Below are 16,565 nucleotides of genomic sequence, written 5' to 3' on the forward strand. Positions count from 1 at the left end.
GCATGGAACAGTTGATAAACAAAGTGCTGGACACCATGACAAAGGCCGGACTGGTAGAGGTAGAGGTTTCCGCCCGCCATGTACATCTCACAGAAGAAGATGTGGAAAAACTTTTTGGAAAAGGGCAGGTGCTGCATGAGAAGCGCCCCCTTTCCCAGAAGGGACAGTTTTTAAGCGAAGAGCGGGTGACACTGACAGGCCCGAAAGGGAAAAAGGAACGCGTGGCAGTGCTTGGCCCTGTGCGGAAAGCCACTCAGGTGGAACTTTCTGTCAGCGACTGCGTAGCCCTTGGGGTACAGGCGCCGCTTCGGGAATCCGGAGATGTGAAGGGCTCTGCCCCTATGATTATCAAAGGACCTGCCGGCAGTATTGCTATTTCCGAGGGAACCATTGTGGCGCACAACCACATTCATGTTCCCACAGAGGTGGCAAAAATGCTGCAGATTTCCGATAAAGAGCATGTCAGCGTAAAAATATTAAGCGAGCGTCCGGTAACCTTTGATGATGTCATTGTCCGCGTCAGCGATGCATTTAACTTCAGAATGCACATTGATTTCGACGAGGCAAATGCAGCGTCAGTCCGGGGATTTACCCTGGGTAAGATTATACGGAAACAGTGAGGAGAGCAGTTGCAGATGGATATCAGGCATGTGGAAGAATTTATGAGACGTGTGGCGGAATCAGAGACGAAGACCTTTCCTGCCAAAGGAAAACTGAAAGTGGGATTAGACCTGGGGACTGCCTACATTGTTCTTGTGGTATTAGATGAAGAAAACAATCCGGTGGCATGTGAGAAGCAGGCAGCCAGCGTGCTGCGGGACGGGGTGGTTGTGGATTATTCCGGCGCCCTGGACATTGTCCGCCGCTTAAAGGCAAAGCTGGAGGAAAGACTGGGCAGAGAGCTGATAAACTGTGCCATTGCCATGCCGGCCGGCACGGAGAGCAGCGCAAAAACCCACAGCTATGTGGCAGAAGGGGCGGGCTTTGAAGTCTCAGCCGTGTTGGACGAACCCAGTTCTGCCAACGCCGTGTATGAGATTCAGGACGGCGTTATTGTGGACATCGGCGGCGGGACCACCGGGCTTGCCATTTTAAAAGGCGGAGAAGTGGTACAGGTAGAAGATGAGCCTACAGGCGGCACTCACCTTTCTCTGGTGCTTGCGGGCAATTATCACGTTCCCTTTGCCGAGGCAGAGGAAATCAAACAGGATTACAGCAGACACAAGGAAATTCTTCCCGTGCTGAAAGCCGTGGTAGAAAAAATTGCCACCATCATCAACCGCTATGTAAAAGGGAAAGATATTGATACCATTTACCTGTGCGGCGGCACCTGCTGTCTGACGGGGATTGAAAAAATCATTGAAAAAGAGACAGGAATCAAAACAGTTAAGCCGGAAAATCCGTTCCTGGTAACTCCGGCCGGAATTGCCATGAACTGTCAGCCTGCATAAGACAGGCAGAAAAAAGCAGAAAGGAGGAGAATCGCGTGGACACAGAGTTGTTAAACGAAATCTGTAAAAGAGTGCAGGAAAAACTGCAGGCCATACAACTGCCTTCCATTCTGGTACTCACCGAAGAACACGGAACTATTTGCCATGAAACGCTGGAGAACACAGAACTTGGCAGATATTACCGCATGGAATGCGCTCTGCTTGCCGATTATCAGTGCAGTGTGAAGGACTGTGAGGCCGTGGTGCTCTATACCCTGTCAAACGAAGCGCTGGGAAAAATTTCCCACGGCATTTTTGACAATGGTTTCACCAGACTTCTGGGACAGGCGCTTTTAGAGGGAAAGAAAATCTATGCCGCAGAAGAAGGCATTGAGCTTTACGAATACCGGGATACCGCGCCCAAGGCTTTTTACGGACGGCTGGAAGCCAATCTGCAGATGTTAAAGGACAGCGGCCTGATGATTGCTGCTCATGAGCAGATACCGGATTTGATTCTGCACGGCGCGGACACAGAAGCCCCGGAGGGGTGTCCGGAAGAGCCGGCCTGCAGCCATGCAGAGGCAGCTGCAGACACGGACGGGGATTGTGCAGAAGAACTGCCGGAAGCTGTACTGGACAAGAAAATCATTACAGAAAAGGATATGATTTCTCTGGGAAATCAGCGGATAAAACGGGTGATAATCAGAGAGAAATCCATTTTGTCCGATTTGGCTAAGGAATATGCAGCAAAACATAAAATTCTCATAGAACGCAGAGACATCTCCTCAGGAAAGAGAGAACAGCGCCTATGAAAACAGGAAAAGTTATCGGAACCATCTGGGCAACCAGAAAAGAGGAAAAACTGGCAGGGCTGAAGCTTCTGGTCATTCAGCCGGTAAATCTGCTGGACGATAAACCCATCGAGTATCCCATTGTAGCGGCGGACATTATCGGCGCCGGAGTGGGAGAAAAAGTGATTTATGTAGGCGGAAGTTCTGCCCGGAATGCGGCAGGGGGAAGGGATATTCCCGTGGACGCCACTGTGGTGGGCATTGTAGACGACCAGGAAATAGAGGAAGACAGGATTTAAGCGGAAAGCGGTGAGGCAATGAGTTTCGTAGAAACCATCAAAGAAGCGGGAATCGTGGGGGCCGGCGGCGCCGGTTTCCCCACCTATGTGAAGCTGAATGCGAAAGCAGAGTATTTTATCATCAATGCGGCAGAATGTGAGCCATTGATTGAAACAGACAAGTATCTCTGCAGGACATTTCCCGAAAGAATTATCAGGACGGCAGTGCGGATTGCAGAACATCTGGAAGCAGAGCACTGTGTCATTGCCACCAAGGCAAAATATAAGAGAGAAATCGCTGCTCTGCAGGCGGAAATTGAACGTCAGAACGCCAGAGTGGAGATTTGCGGTATGAGAACTTTTTATCCCGCAGGAGATGAGCAGGTCATTGTACAGGAAGTCACAGGAAGAAGTGTTCCCGAAAGAGGGCTGCCTCTGGATGTGGGCTGTGTGGTAGATAATGTGGGAACCGTGCTTTCCATTGCAGACGCACTGGAGGGAAAACCTGTTTCGGAAAAGTACCTTTCCGTTACCGGCGCAGTGAAGCACACAGGTATGTATCATGTGCCCCTGGGAACCCCCATTACACAGATACTCGGTGACGCAGAACTTGCAGAACGGGAGTACGCAGTCCTTGTGGGCGGTCCCATGATGGGGAAAATGCTGAGAGAAGAGGAAGAAATCCGCAGAGCTGCGGTGACAAAGACCACAGGAAATCTTCTGGTACTGCCCAAAGACCACTATCTGGTAAAGAGAAGCGAACTGCCAAGAGAGCGTATGATTCGCCAGGCTGCGGCAGCGTGTATCCAGTGCAAAATGTGTACGGATATGTGTCCCCGTTTTATGCTGGGGCATGAAGTAAGACCGAACGTAGTCATGAGAAATCTGTGGAAAGAGAGCATGCTCACCGATGCGGCAGAGTATGAAAAAGCGTTTGGCAGTGCAGTGAACTGCTGCAGCTGCGGCGTCTGTGAAATGTTTGCCTGCCCCATGGGACTTTCCCCGAGGAAAATGAATGAATACGCAAAAGGACTGCTGAGAGAAAAAGGCATCAATCCGCAGAAAAACATGCATCCGGAGGCCAGAGAAGCCATACAGAATCGCAAGATTCCCACAGAGCGGCTCATCGCCAGACTGGAACTGACCCCGTATGTCACACATGAACTTCCTGCAGAAAAAGAACTGGAAGTGAAAGAGTGCCGGATTTTACTGTCTCAGCATATCGGCAAACCCGCTCAGGCTGTGGTACACGAGGGTGAGTATGTGGAAAAAAACGATCTGGTGGCCCAGGCGGCGGAAGGTCTTTCGGTAAATATTCATACAGGACTGGCAGGGGTTGTAAAAGAAGTGACAGATACATACATCAGAATCTGTGGAGAGGAGGTATAAAGCATGGGCAAAGCAATCGGTATGGTGGAACTGTCCAGCATTGCAAGGGGAATTGAAACCAGCGACTTTATGGTAAAAGCCGCGCAGGTAGATTTGATACGCTCTTCCACAGTTTGTCCGGGAAAATATATTATCATTGTAGGCGGTGACACAGGAGATGTGAAGGCCGCAATGGAGGAAGGACTGGCAAAAGGCGGCGCTTATGTGGTGGATTCCCTGCGGATTTCCAATGTACACGAACAGCTGATTCCGGCGCTTACCGGAACCGTAGCCGTGGAAAGTCCGGGGGCTGTGGGCGTGTTGGAATTTTATTCCGTGGCTTCTGCCATTCTGGCGGCTGATGAAGCGGCCAAGGCGGCGAACATCACGTTAATAGAAGTGCGTATCGGCTATGCCATTGGAGGAAAGGGTTTTGTAACTCTGACCGGAGATGTAGGTGCAGTACGGGCTGCCGTGGCAGCAGCAAAACAGGATAAAGATTTGTATGTGGAAAGTACCGTTATTCCGCGGCCTTCTCCACAGGTTTTCCAGTCTTTGCTGTAACCACATTGAAAAGAGAAAAAGGCTGCAGCGTCAGACGGGCAGCAGGAGGAGGTAAGTATGTTTCAGGAATTAATTGACAATATTACCAATGTTGAGGTTTTTACACAAAGTATAAAAGATTGGTTTTCCGGTTTATCTGTAAACTCAGTTATCATTTTAGTCATGATGATTTTCATGATTGTGGGCGCCGTGGATAAGATAAGAGGAAATAAACACGGATACGGCGAACAGTTTGAAGAAGGATTTAACGCTATGGGACCGCTGGCTATGGCTATGGCGGGCGTTGTTGCAGCAGCGCCGGTACTGGCAATTCTATTAAAGCCGATCATCGTACCGATTTACGAGTTGCTGGGCGCAGATGCATCCATGTTTGCAACCACACTTCTGGCCTGTGATATGGGTGGATACCCTCTGGCTATGGAACTAGCAGAAACAGAAACGCTGGGGAACTTCTCCGGTTTGATTTTGGGAACCATGATGGGACCTACTCTGGTATTTACCATTCCGGTAGCCCTTTCCATTATTAAAAAAGAAGACAGACCATATCTGGGCGCAGGTATTCTCGCCGGTATGATTACCATTCCTATCGGCTGTATCGTCGGCGGTCTGGTTATGAACATGACCCAGTACAAGATTAACATTCTGACTATTTTAGTAAACCTGATTCCGGTTATTATCATCGCAGGTCTCATTGTTCTGGGGCTGTGGTTTGCACCGGCAAAAATGATCAGCGGATTTAACAAATTCGGTACAGGCGTTACCATCGTTATTACAGCTTTGACAGCCATCGCTGTTTTTGAGTACCAGACAAAAATTAAATTTCCGTTGTTCAATATCATGGTAGAGCCAAACGCAGACGGTGTCATCCCTCTGGAATCCGGACTTTTGACATGTGGGCAGATTGCTATTGTGTTAATCGGTGCCTTCCCTATGGTACTCTGGATTACCCGTACGTTCGGCAAGGCTTTAAATGCCCTGGGCAAGAAATTCGGTATGGACGAAAACGGTTCTGCAGGTCTGGTAGCAACACTGGCCAACAACATTGCCATGTTTAATATTATGGATAAGATGAACCCAAAAGGAAAACTGTTAAACGTTGCATTTGCAGTCAGTGCAGCCTTTGTATTCGGCGATCACCTTGGATTTACCGCAGGTGTCAATTCCGAAATGATTTTTCCGGTTATCGTAGGAAAACTGGTGGCTGGTATTACAGCGCTGATTCTTGCTAATCTTCTTTCGCCGAAGCTGCTGTCCAAGGTACAGAGCACACAGACAGACAAATAGGAAGATAAGACAAAAAGAGCATTCCGAAAGGAGAGGTGACAGAAATGAACGTAAGTGAAGAACTGATTCGTGAAGTAGTAAAGCGGGTACTGGCGGAATCTGCCAAAGCCGAAACTCCCAAAGAAGATTTTGTAAAGGAAAAAGACCCCAGCGGAATCCTGAAAATTCAGACAAACACTGTAAAATGTGAGCCTTTTCAACAGGAAGGCGTGGCGCTGAAAGATGTGGTGACCCTGGAAGAAGCACCCAGAATGGGATGCGGCATTATGGAACTGGACCACACCAGCTTTGAATGGACGCTGACGTATGATGAGTATGACCTGGTCATTGACGGGGTATTGGAAATTGAGATTGACGGACGCGTGGTAACGGGAAATCCGGGAGATATTATTTATATTCCGAAAAATTCCCATATCCACTTCCAGACTCCTTCCAAGACCCGATATGCGTATTTCGTATATCCGGCAGACTGGCAGTAAAAAGGAGAGAGAAGCATGGATATTCGCTTTGTACGGCCTGAAGAAGAAGCGCAGCTTGCGAGAAATGTGGTGACGGGATTTCCCTCTAAAACGCCGGAGGCTCTGCTTCACAATATGGCGGGAGAATTGAAAAGCCCGGAGGAAGGGCGTTATCTGGGCTGCTTTGATGACAGTGGAAATCTGATGGGTTCTTCTCTTCTCATGGATTTTGAAGTGAATGTACGGGGAAAGCGGATGCAGATGGGCGGAACGGCTTATCTGTCCACCGGCTTTCTCCACAAGAAAGAGCACATCGCCAAAAATCTCGTCCGCGTAGGGCTGGGATTTTTCGCAAAGACGGGCAGAACCGTGGGTGCGCTGCACCCTTTTAACCCTGCCTTTTATTACAAAATGGGATTTGGTTACTGCAATGAAACCATGATGTATTCTCCCCGTCCCCAGTATATCCGTTCCTACGGTGACAAATCCGGCTTGTCCTACGCAAAGCCTGAGGAGGAAGAGGAAATTCTGGAGTTTTACAGGAAATATGCCGGGAAAACCCACGGGGCGACCCTGCATCCCTTTATGGATAGGCATCGGATTTTTGATATGCCCTATGTGGTGGTGTGCAGAAGAGAGGGCAGAATCACAGGATATCTCACCTTTGAATTTGCAGAGGTAGAACACTATACAGATATGTATCATGACTTGGTTGTGCGGGAGCTTATCTGCGAGGACATAGAGACTATGAAGCAGTTTCTGACGTTCTTTGCCTCCCAGACAGACCAGATAGAACGGGTGCGGATTTATACTTATGAAGAATCTTTTCATATGCTGTTTACTAATCCAGATAGCGGGGAGAATCGGGCCTTTGACGGAGCTATTCAGGAAATCGGAAGAAGGAACATGGGGTATATGTTCCGAATTTTGGATTTGAAGGGCTATTTTGCCCAACAGAATCACAGTCAGCAGCCTGTAGAAAGAGAATTCACGCTAAAACTGCAGGTGGAAGATGACTTCATGGAACAGAATAACGGAAGTATTCTTCTCCATATACAGGAGGACAAGGTGCTTCTGACCCGTGACCGGGAAGCTGATGTGGTGCTGAAAACCAATATTGCGGATTTATCCTCCCTTGTTATGGGCGCCATCCCCCTTTCGGCTTTTTTGTGGACAGGAAGAATGGAGTGCAGCGACAGGAAATATGAGGAAGATATTCAAAGAGCCATTGGATGGAAGGAGAAGCCGAAAAACTATACCTATTTTTAAAATTCCAAGAAGTGTGTCCTGGGGAAAAGTTCCGGATACACTTCTTCTTTTGTGCTTGAAATACCTTTTAAATCAAGATATGATGAGAGGTAAGAACACTTGAAAGGATGTTATGGGAGGGAACAAAATATGTCAGAATTTTAAGAAAACTCATCTATACTTTTATCAGGAACAATAGTATAATAGAAAAGATTACAGTCAAAATACGATATTATAATTACAGGAGGAAACGGAAAATGCTCCATGCATTCTCACGTTCAGAAGAACTATTAGGAAGGGAAGGGCTTCAGAAACTGGCTAATTCCCGCATTGCAGTTTTTGGTATCGGCGGAGTGGGCTCTTATGTGGTGGAAGCTCTGGCAAGAGCCGGGGTAGGCTCTCTGACTTTGGTAGATCATGATGAAGTCAGCCTGACCAATTTAAACAGACAGTTGGTGGCGCTGCGTTCCACAATGGGCAAAAAGAAAGTGCTGGTAGCAAAGGAGAGAATTCTGGATATTAACCGGGACGCGGTTGTCCATACTTACGACACCTTTTTTGGCGAGGAAACAGCAGATTTGTTTGATTTTTCAGCCTTTGATTATGTGATAGATGCCGTGGATACCGTATCGGCCAAGCTGCTTCTGATTGAGAAGGCGAAGGAAGCGGGAATTCCCGTGATTTCCTGTATGGGAACCGGAAACAAGCTGAATCCGTCCTGTTTTCAGATAGCGGACATCTCGAAAACCAGCGTGTGCCCGTTGGCGAAAGTTATGCGCGCGGAGTTAAAAAAGCGAAGAATCAAGAAGGTGAAAGTGCTGTTTTCCACAGAAGTGGTGGCAAAGAAAAAACGGAAAGAGCCGCCGCTGGAAGTCAGAAGCGGCAGCAAAAGACCGGTACCGGGCAGCGTCTCCTTTGTGCCAGGTGCGGCGGGGCTGATGATTGCCGGAGAGGTTATTAGAGACTTGGTATTTCAGAAATAAATAAAAGAGGTATTCAGATGGAAAATAAAATAGAAAATCGATTCTGCAGCTGTCTGGGAAGCGACAATGTGAAATGGGAGGAACCTATGAAAAATCATACGACCTTCCGCATTGGAGGACCGGCAGACTATTATCTCTGCCCCCACAGCACAGCAGAGCTGCAGAAAGTCATAGAAATTTGTAAAGAAGAGAATCTTCCTTTCTTCGTACAGGGAAACGGAAGCAATCTTCTGGTCAGCGACAGAGGGTACAGGGGAGTTGTGATTCAGCTTGGAAAAAACTTCAGTGATATGGAGGTAAAGGACGAGCGGATTCTGGTAAAAGCAGGGGCTCTTTTGTCAAAGACGGCAAAAGAAGCGTTGGATGCAGGTCTGGCAGGCATGGAAGCCGTATCCGGTATTCCGGGAACCATAGGCGGGGCGGTAATGATGAACGCCGGTGCTTACGGCGGTGAGATGAAAGATATTGTGGAGTCTGTCACTGTGCTGAACCAGGAGGGAGAACTTCTTACCCTGTCGGTGGAAGAAATGAAGATGGGATACAGAACCAGCATTGTAAAGGAAAAAGGCTATATTGTAGTCTCTGCTGTGCTGAAGCTGCGCCGGGGCCAGCGGCAGGCCATTCGTGAGCAGATGGAGGACTATAAGGAACGCAGAGTGACAAAGCAGCCTCTGGATATGCCAAGTGCAGGCAGTACGTTTAAAAGACCGGAGGGATATTTTGCAGGCAAGCTGATTATGGACGCAGGACTTCGGGGATTTTCAGTGGGCGGCGCTCAGGTGTCTGAAAAGCACTGCGGCTTTGTGGTGAATAAAGGAGATGCCACGGCCCAGGACGTATTGGATTTGATTCATGAAGTACAGAGACGGGTAAAAGAGCAGTTTGGAGTAGAACTGGAACCGGAAGTGCGGTTTCTGGGAGAATTTTAGGAGGAGCTATGCGGTTTGTAATTGTGACGGGCATGTCGGGAGCCGGCAAAAGTACGGCACTGAAAATGCTGGAGGATATGGAGTATTTCTGTGTAGACAATCTGCCTGTGCCGCTGATTGACAAGTTTGTACAGCTGATTCATGACAGCGGTCCGGGGGAAATCGAAAAAGTAGCCATAGGAGTGGACATCCGAAGCGGAAAATCTCTGGATGAACTGGTATCCGTGCTGGAAAATATTCAGACTCCGGGATTGGGAATGGAAATTCTCTTTCTGGACGCAGATGAGGATGTGCTGGTAAGAAGATATAAAGAGACAAGGCGCAGTCACCCTCTGGCCGGAAATGGAAGAGTAGATGACGGTATTCGCAGGGAACGGGAAAAACTGAGAACCTTAAAAGAATGTGCGGATTATATTCTGGACACCAGTAAACTGCTGACCAGAGAACTGAAGGCAGAACTGGAAAAAATCTTTGTGGAGAACAGGGAATTTAAAAACCTTATGGTAACGGTACTTTCCTTTGGATTTAAGTATGGAATTCCCCAGGATGCGGATTTGGTCTTTGATGTGCGTTTCCTGCCGAACCCCTATTATCTGGAGAATCTCCGTCCTTTAAGCGGGAATGATGCCCCGGTTCGGGATTATGTGATGAATTTTGAGTTGGCGCATACCTTTTCAGACAAACTGGAGGACATGATTCGTTTTCTGATTCCGAACTATATTACAGAAGGCAAGACTCAGCTGGTCATTGCCGTGGGCTGTACAGGCGGCAAACACCGTTCGGTAACCCTGGCGAATGAGCTGTACCGCCGTCTGGGCGAAAACGAGGAATACGGAATCAGAGTAGAACATAGAGATATAGAAAAGGATGGAAAAAAATGTCTTTCTCCGGAAACGTAAAAGAGGAGCTGCTTCGCCAGGAAGACCCTACCAGACATTGCAGGATTGCGGAGCTGGCTGCCATTATTGCCTTTCACGGCGAGATTGTCCGTCTGTCAACCAAAAAAATTATTCTCAGGTTATCTGCGGAAAATGAAAGTATTATAAGAAAGTGCTTTACATTACTGGAAAAAACGTTTAAAATAAATGGCGAAGTTTCTATTGATAAAAGAATAGTCAAAAAAAACAACCGATTTACAATTGACGTAGAGGACCCGGAGGAAACTGTGAAGATTTTACAGGCTGTGAAGCTTTTGACAGCGGACAGAAGACCTATACACAGTGATACCCTGGTCAGCCAAATGGTTATTCAGAAGAATTGCTGCAGACGTGCATTTTTAAGAGGTGCATTTCTGTGTGCCGGCTCTATCAGCGACCCAGAGAAGTTTTATCATTTTGAAATCGTGTGTACGACTCCGGCGAAGGCCCTGCAGCTGCAGGAAATCATCCAGTCTTTTGAAATTGATGCCAAGATAGTAAAACGCAAAAAGTATCATGTTGTTTATGTAAAGGAAGGCGCACAAATCGTAGAACTTTTGGGACTTATGGGAGCAGGAGTGTCTCTTATGAACCTGGAGAATGTCAGGATTCTGAAAGGGATGCGCAACACTGTAAACAGAAAGGTGAACTGCGAAACAGCGAATATTAACAAAACGGTAAATGCCGCTGTGAAGCAGATGGAGGATATTATTTATATCCGGGATACCGTAGGTCTCCACAGACTGCCGGAAAATCTGGAAGAGACAGCTTTATTGAGATTGGAATATCCACAGGCATCATTGAAGGAACTTGGAACTTTACTGTCAATCCCTGTAGGAAAATCCGGTATTAATCACAGACTGCGGAAAATATGCAGCATAGCAGAGGAGCTCAGAGGAGTCAAGGAGGAACAAGTATGATTAGAAAGTCCATTACTATCGGAATCTCAAACGGTCTGGAGGCAAGACCTATCGCAATGCTTGTACAGGTAGCGAGCCAGTACACAAGCAACATTTACCTGGAAAGCGAAGCAAGAAAGGTGAATGCCAAGAGCATCATGGGAATGATGAGTCTTGGATTGGATAACGGGGAAAATGTAACAGTATCCGTAGACGGTGCTGACGAAGAAGAAGCTATGAAGAGCATAGAGGAATACCTGAGTAATAAAGCGAAATAATAGGAAGAGGAAAATATAAAGAGAATGTGAGCGGCCAGCCGGAATTCCATCTGCGAAATCCGGCTGGCTCTTTTTGCGGAAAAGTATCTACTTCTGTCCCTCACAGGGGATATTTTCGCCCCGTGCCACGGAATACTGCTGGCGGAACCAGTAAGTATAAAAATCCTCAAATCCCAGGGCTTCATATAGCTTTTTTGCAGGACGATTCCCTTGCACCACCTGCAGATAAGCAAAAGCCGCACCGCGCTGTCTGGAGGCTTCCAGCAGTGTTTCGCAGATAGCCCGCCCAATTCCTTTTCCGCGGAAGTCCTGGTGTACGTGAATGGCATAAAGCCCTACATAATCCCGGTCCAGAATACCTAGTCCCGTTCCGATGATTCTGCCGCTATGCCATGCGCATACGGCCAGAGTGTCCTTTGGAATGGCTGCATACATGGAAGGGACGATTTTTAAATGGGTCTCGTTTGTCATTCCTTTCATGGCAAATAGCCCTTTCAGCCACTGGTCTGAAATTTCCGTATGAAGGGTGATATTTGGATTCTGCTTTCCGGACGCCTTATATGCATACAGGCTCCGTGTCATTACCTCTGTTACATGAGCCATGAAATACCCGCGTTCCATCAGCCTCTGGTCAAAAGAACTGTCCAGAAGAGGGTTAATCTTGTAAATGGCCGGAGTTCCCCATTTTTCATAAATGTCCTCACAGTAATCCAGCTTGTCCTGTAAGGGAATAGAAGAATGGCCAAGCTGCTCAATACAGTTTGTTCTGTGCGTATAAAAATAAGAAAACCGGAGAATCCAGCCGTCATATATCTGCATTTGATAAGAAGGCCAGGCATTTAGCGAAAGGTCTTCCATGATTTTGATTTTCTGCTTTGTATCCATAGCGGTTTCCACCTTTTGCATTGCTATTTGTTTAAAGCATTAAACAGTAACATTATTATAATGGAAGCCGGGGGAAGAATCAAGACCTGTCTTGCAATCAGGAGAAAGTTGTAGTAGAATCGAGAAAGAACAGAAAATACAGGAGGCAAGATAAAATGAAAACAGAAAACGCTTGGAAAAAATACAGTGACAAAACAGAAGTTTTTGATTTTTGCGAAAAATATAAATCCTTTATGAGCACCTGCAAGACAGAGCGGGAATGTGTGACTGAAATGGTACAGCAGGCAGAAGCAGCCGGATACCGCAATCTGAATGAAGTGATTGAAAATGGCGAGAGCCTGAAGCCGGGAGATAAAGTATATGCCAACAATATGGGAAAATGCCTGGCTATGTACATTATCGGTGAAGAACCCATGGAAAAAGGTATGAGAATCCTGGGCGCGCATATTGACTCCCCAAGACTGGATTTGAAACAGAATCCTTTATACGAAGACCAGGAACAGGCACTTCTGGACACTCATTATTACGGCGGTGTGAAGAAATATCAGTGGGTGACCCTTCCTATGGCGCTTCACGGGGCTGTGGCAAAGAAAAACGGCGAAGTAGTGAATGTGGTTATCGGTGAAGACGGGGATGACCCGGTAGTTGGTATTTCCGACCTGCTGATTCATCTGTCTGCAAAGCAGCTCCAGAAAACAGCTGCAGAGGTCATTGAGGGAGAAAACCTGAACGTGCTGGTGGGAAGCATGCCTTTGGATGGTAAGGAAGAAGAACCGGTCAGGGCGCAGATTCTCTCCATTTTGAAAGAAAAATATGATATGGAAGAGGAAGATTTCCTTTCCGCAGAATTTGAAGTAGTACCGGCAGGTCCGGCCAGAGATTACGGTCTGGACAGAAGCATGATTATGGCTTACGGACATGATGACCGTGTTTGCTCTTATCCTTCCTTTATGGCGACTCTTGCACAGGACAAAGTAAAATATACCTCTGTGTGCCTGCTGGTAGATAAGGAAGAGATTGGAAGTGTGGGAGCTACTGGTATGCAGTCCCGCTTCTTTGAAAATACCACAGCGGAAGTGATGCATGCAGCAGGACAATACAGCGAACTGCTTTTAAGAAGAGCGCTGAAAAATTCCATGATGCTGTCTTCCGATGTAAGTGCAGCTTTTGACCCTAATTATCCGGAAGTGATGGAAAAGAAAAACAGCGCATACCTGGGACACGGTATTACCTTCAACAAATACACCGGCTCCAGAGGAAAAGGTGGCTCTAATGACGCCAACCCGGAATACATTGCGAAACTGCGCAAAATTATGGATGACAACCAGGTTTCCTTCCAGACAGCAGAACTTGGAAAAGTAGACCAGGGCGGCGGTGGAACCATTGCCTACATACTGGCCAACTATAATATGGAAGTCATTGACTGCGGTGTCGCAGTGCTGAATATGCATGCTCCATGGGAAATTGCAAGCAAAGTGGATATCTATGAAGCTTACAGAGGATACTGCGCTTTCCTTGCAGCGGAAACGAAATAATAAATTGGCACTATACATCTGTGCCGAAAAATGTTAATATAAATTATATTATGAAAACATGAAGGCAAAGTTGTAAAGTGAGGAGTACACAAATGTCAAAAATACTGAAAATTATAGTGAATCTGGTGGTTCTCTTTTCCATAATCATTGCAGCCGCTCTTCTGGTACCTCCTTTTGCCGGGGTGGATACGGTTATGAACGACAATACCGGAACAGATACAAACCTTCCGGTAGGTTCTGTGGCCTACGGAAAGAGCGTCAATGTAAAGAAACTGGAAAAGAAGGATAAGATTATCTATAACGAAGGTTCCAGCACCTACATTTATGAGATTCAGGATATGGATGCCAGTGCAGGCGTTTATCAGGTAAAAGATGTCTACAGCAAAAGCAGTGACACTGAAAATATCAACTTGAACAAATCTGTTCCTAAAGTTGTGGTAGTGGTTCCCTTTATCGGATATGCAGCTATCGCCCTTCAAAGCAAAGAAGGTTTGATAGTAGTAGGCGTGGGAATTGTTTTCCTGGTGATTCTCTTTATTCTCTCAGAACTGTGGCGAAAAGACAGGGATGATGAGGAGGAAGACGAAGATGAGGACGGCGATACGGACGAGGAAGAAGATGAGGATGAAGACGAAGAAAAACTCAGCTTCGGGGAACGCCGCCGTCTGAGAAAGGAAGAAAAGCGCCGCCGCAAACTGGCGAAGAAAGGACTTCTGGATGAGGAGGAGGACGAAGAACTTCCGCCGGCTTCCGCAGAGAAAGAAAGTCCGGAACTTCAGGGCTTTGATGATGCCATGAAGGATGCGATGTCTTCCATTGCTATGGGTGTTGCAGCGGTCAGTGAACCGGAGCAGACACCAGATGCTACCATAGTTATGCCGAATGCAGAAGAACTGGAAAAGGCAGCACAGGAAGCGGCAGCAGAGCCGATGGAAAAAACTGTGCAGAGCAGCACGGAAACAGAGCAGCCGGAAATTCCTGTTGAACCGGAGACAGAAATTTCTGATTCTGAGAACTATAATAATATAGAAGAAACAGAATCTGAAGAGGCCGAAGAGGAGATTCCGGTTGATGTAAATGCGGTACCGAAAAGTCCAAGCGTACAGGAACTTCTCGCCAAAGCACAGGCAGCAGGAGAAACTCCGGAAGTCAAGACCGACGAAGAAAATAAAGTTACATTGCTGGATTACTCAGATATTGTATAAGAAGAGAAAACTGTCCTATGGAACAGCCGTCAGGAATACAACAAATTCCTGATGTGCGTTACTGGGGCAGTTTTTTATGGTTCGGACAGCTCTTTGTTATGTATGGGAAAAAATACAAAAAAATATAAAAACTCTTGAAAAAAAGCTTGCATTTTGGAAAAACTTCCATTATACTAACAAGTGCTGTGACATGATAGCTATGAAGCGCGAGGTTGCTGTCAAAGACAGGTTTTCCGTGGAGCGAATGTCAAGTTAGGAAACTGACGACAAGTCACTGTATTACATCTAAAGACTTACCACTAAGGTGGGAGTGTGTGTAGAAATCAAGATGACACACACGGGAATGTGTACAGTCGCCGCTTGTCGTACTAATTAAAAGTGCGAAAAGGAGGAGACTTTTTTTATGGCAAGTCAAGTAATGAGAATCACTTTAAAAGCTTATGACCATCAGTTAGTAGATGCGTCAGCAGGCAAAATTATCGAAACTGTTAAGAAGAATGGAGCAACTGTTAGCGGACCGGTACCGCTTCCTACAAAGAAAGAAGTAGTAACAATCCTGCGTGCAGTTCACAAATACAAAGATTCCAGAGAACAGTTCGAGCAGAGAACTCATAAAAGACTGATTGATATCATTGCACCGACACAGAAAACAGTTGACGCTCTGGCAAGACTGGAAATGCCGGCTGGTGTTTACATTGATATCAAAATGAAACAGAAATAATTCTGTTTAAGGTTAAGAGAGATTATCCTTACAAGGTTGATATAGAAGCAATGCTTTAAGCATCCACTTATGTTGACTGTTTGTCTAGGATGATTGCACATCACAGTGTAATCCGCTGTAGATTCACAGGAGGTAAAAAGAATGAAGAAAGCAATCTTAGCTACTAAAGTCGGAATGACTCAAATCTTCAACGAAGACGGAGTATTAACTCCAGTAACTGTATTGCAGGCTGGTCCTTGTGTGGTAACACAGGTTAAGACCATGGACAATGACGGTTACGAAGCAGTACAGGTTGGTTTTGCTGACAAGAGAGAAAATCTTGTAAACAAACCAATGAAAGGACACTTTGATAAAGCTGGTGTTTCCTGCAAGAGATTCGTCAGAGAATTAAAATTAGAAGGCGAATACACATTAGGACAGGAAATCAAAGCGGACATCTTTGCGGCAGGCGACAAAATCGACGCAACTGCAATCAGCAAAGGTAAAGGATTCCAGGGCGCTATCAAGAGACACGGACAGTCCAGAGGACCTATGGCTCACGGTTCTAAATATCACCGTCATGCAGGTTCCAACGGTGCTTGTTCTGACCCGTCCAAAGTATTCAAAGGAAAAAGAATGCCAGGACACATGGGACATGTAAAAGTAACTGTTCAGAATCTGGAAGTTGTAAGAGTTGACGCTGAAAACAACTTGCTGTTAGTAAAAGGCGCAGTTCCGGGACCTAAGAAATCCTTAGTTACAATCAAAGAAACTGTAAAATGCGGTAAATAAGTTTTCGTTGGAAAGGAGGAC

19 protein-coding genes are annotated in these 16,565 nt (G+C 46.5%); 18 read left to right on the forward strand and 1 reads right to left on the reverse strand.

Annotation, left to right across the window (positions count from 1 at the left end; genetic code table 11):
- Positions 1–2: 2 nt before the first annotated feature.
- The 14 genes from pduL to G5A70_RS03960 all read left to right on the forward strand — a co-directional run bounded on the left by pduL (position 3) and on the right by G5A70_RS03960 (position 11,427).
- Positions 3–620, forward strand: coding sequence for a phosphate propanoyltransferase (gene pduL, locus G5A70_RS03895; RefSeq protein WP_173748245.1), 618 nt, complete (start codon positions 3–5; stop codon positions 618–620).
- 15 nt (positions 621–635) lie between these two features.
- On the forward strand, positions 636–1,451 hold the full coding sequence (gene eutJ, locus G5A70_RS03900) for an ethanolamine utilization protein EutJ (RefSeq protein ID WP_173748247.1): 816 nt from the start codon (positions 636–638) through the stop codon (positions 1,449–1,451).
- 35 nt (positions 1,452–1,486) lie between these two features.
- Positions 1,487–2,242 carry a hypothetical protein gene (locus G5A70_RS03905; protein WP_173748249.1) on the forward strand — a complete coding sequence of 252 codons (756 nt, stop codon included), beginning with the start codon at positions 1,487–1,489 and terminating at the stop codon, positions 2,240–2,242.
- Positions 2,239–2,520: a EutN/CcmL family microcompartment protein gene (locus G5A70_RS03910; protein ID WP_173748251.1), complete on the forward strand. Its 282-nt coding sequence runs from the start codon at positions 2,239–2,241 to the stop codon at positions 2,518–2,520. The genes G5A70_RS03905 and G5A70_RS03910 overlap by 4 nt, the downstream gene beginning before the upstream one ends.
- Positions 2,521–2,538: 18 nt before the next feature.
- Positions 2,539–3,888 carry a 4Fe-4S dicluster domain-containing protein gene (locus G5A70_RS03915; RefSeq protein WP_173748253.1) on the forward strand — a complete coding sequence of 450 codons (1,350 nt, stop codon included), beginning with the start codon at positions 2,539–2,541 and terminating at the stop codon, positions 3,886–3,888.
- Between the two features lie 3 nt (positions 3,889–3,891).
- Positions 3,892–4,431 carry a BMC domain-containing protein gene (locus G5A70_RS03920; RefSeq protein WP_173748255.1) on the forward strand — a complete coding sequence of 180 codons (540 nt, stop codon included), beginning with the start codon at positions 3,892–3,894 and terminating at the stop codon, positions 4,429–4,431.
- Positions 4,432–4,488: 57 nt separating this feature from the next.
- Positions 4,489–5,715: an ethanolamine utilization protein EutH gene (locus tag G5A70_RS03925; RefSeq protein ID WP_173748257.1), complete on the forward strand. Its 1,227-nt coding sequence runs from the start codon at positions 4,489–4,491 to the stop codon at positions 5,713–5,715.
- A 44-nt stretch (positions 5,716–5,759) separates the two neighbouring features.
- Complete coding sequence (locus G5A70_RS03930; protein ID WP_173748259.1) at positions 5,760–6,194, forward strand: cupin domain-containing protein; 435 nt, start codon at positions 5,760–5,762, stop codon at positions 6,192–6,194.
- A gap of 15 nt (positions 6,195–6,209) precedes the next feature.
- The gene (locus G5A70_RS03935) at positions 6,210–7,442 is read left to right on the forward strand and encodes a GNAT family N-acetyltransferase (protein WP_173748260.1); all 1,233 of its coding nucleotides are present in this window, start codon (positions 6,210–6,212) and stop codon (positions 7,440–7,442) included.
- A gap of 236 nt (positions 7,443–7,678) precedes the next feature.
- The gene (locus G5A70_RS03940; protein ID WP_173748262.1) at positions 7,679–8,404 is read left to right on the forward strand and encodes a tRNA threonylcarbamoyladenosine dehydratase; all 726 of its coding nucleotides are present in this window, start codon (positions 7,679–7,681) and stop codon (positions 8,402–8,404) included.
- Between the two features lie 17 nt (positions 8,405–8,421).
- The gene (gene murB, locus G5A70_RS03945) at positions 8,422–9,333 is read left to right on the forward strand and encodes a UDP-N-acetylmuramate dehydrogenase (RefSeq protein WP_173748264.1); all 912 of its coding nucleotides are present in this window, start codon (positions 8,422–8,424) and stop codon (positions 9,331–9,333) included.
- Positions 9,334–9,341: 8 nt separating this feature from the next.
- Complete coding sequence (rapZ, locus tag G5A70_RS03950) at positions 9,342–10,232, forward strand: RNase adapter RapZ (protein WP_173748266.1); 891 nt, start codon at positions 9,342–9,344, stop codon at positions 10,230–10,232.
- The gene (gene whiA, locus G5A70_RS03955) at positions 10,211–11,170 is read left to right on the forward strand and encodes a DNA-binding protein WhiA (RefSeq protein WP_173748268.1); all 960 of its coding nucleotides are present in this window, start codon (positions 10,211–10,213) and stop codon (positions 11,168–11,170) included. Before rapZ ends, whiA begins: the two co-directional genes overlap by 22 nt.
- A complete protein-coding gene (locus G5A70_RS03960; RefSeq protein WP_173748271.1) occupies positions 11,167–11,427 on the forward strand; it encodes an HPr family phosphocarrier protein in 261 nt (86 codons plus the stop codon). Before whiA ends, G5A70_RS03960 begins: the two co-directional genes overlap by 4 nt.
- An 87-nt stretch (positions 11,428–11,514) precedes the next feature.
- Here the strand turns inward: G5A70_RS03960 and G5A70_RS03965 are convergent, their stop codons facing one another.
- Positions 11,515–12,312 (reverse strand): GNAT family N-acetyltransferase, encoded by a 798-nt coding sequence (locus G5A70_RS03965; RefSeq protein ID WP_173748273.1) that lies wholly within the window; start codon positions 12,310–12,312, stop codon positions 11,515–11,517.
- Between the two features lie 155 nt (positions 12,313–12,467).
- Here G5A70_RS03965 and G5A70_RS03970 point away from each other — a divergent pair, with 155 nt between their 5' ends.
- From G5A70_RS03970 to rplC, 4 genes are all read left to right on the forward strand, one after another.
- A complete protein-coding gene (locus tag G5A70_RS03970) occupies positions 12,468–13,847 on the forward strand; it encodes an aminopeptidase (RefSeq protein ID WP_173748275.1) in 1,380 nt (459 codons plus the stop codon).
- Between the two features lie 92 nt (positions 13,848–13,939).
- A complete protein-coding gene (locus G5A70_RS03975; protein WP_173748277.1) occupies positions 13,940–15,052 on the forward strand; it encodes a hypothetical protein in 1,113 nt (370 codons plus the stop codon).
- Between the two features lie 403 nt (positions 15,053–15,455).
- Complete coding sequence (gene rpsJ / locus G5A70_RS03980) at positions 15,456–15,773, forward strand: 30S ribosomal protein S10 (protein ID WP_003022820.1); 318 nt, start codon at positions 15,456–15,458, stop codon at positions 15,771–15,773.
- Positions 15,774–15,914: 141 nt separating this feature from the next.
- Positions 15,915–16,544 (forward strand): 50S ribosomal protein L3, encoded by a 630-nt coding sequence (gene rplC / locus G5A70_RS03985; RefSeq protein ID WP_173748279.1) that lies wholly within the window; start codon positions 15,915–15,917, stop codon positions 16,542–16,544.
- Positions 16,545–16,565: the final 21 nt, after the last annotated feature.

It is taken from the genome of Blautia hansenii (genome assembly GCF_013304445.1).
Classification (GTDB): domain Bacteria; phylum Bacillota; class Clostridia; order Lachnospirales; family Lachnospiraceae; genus Blautia.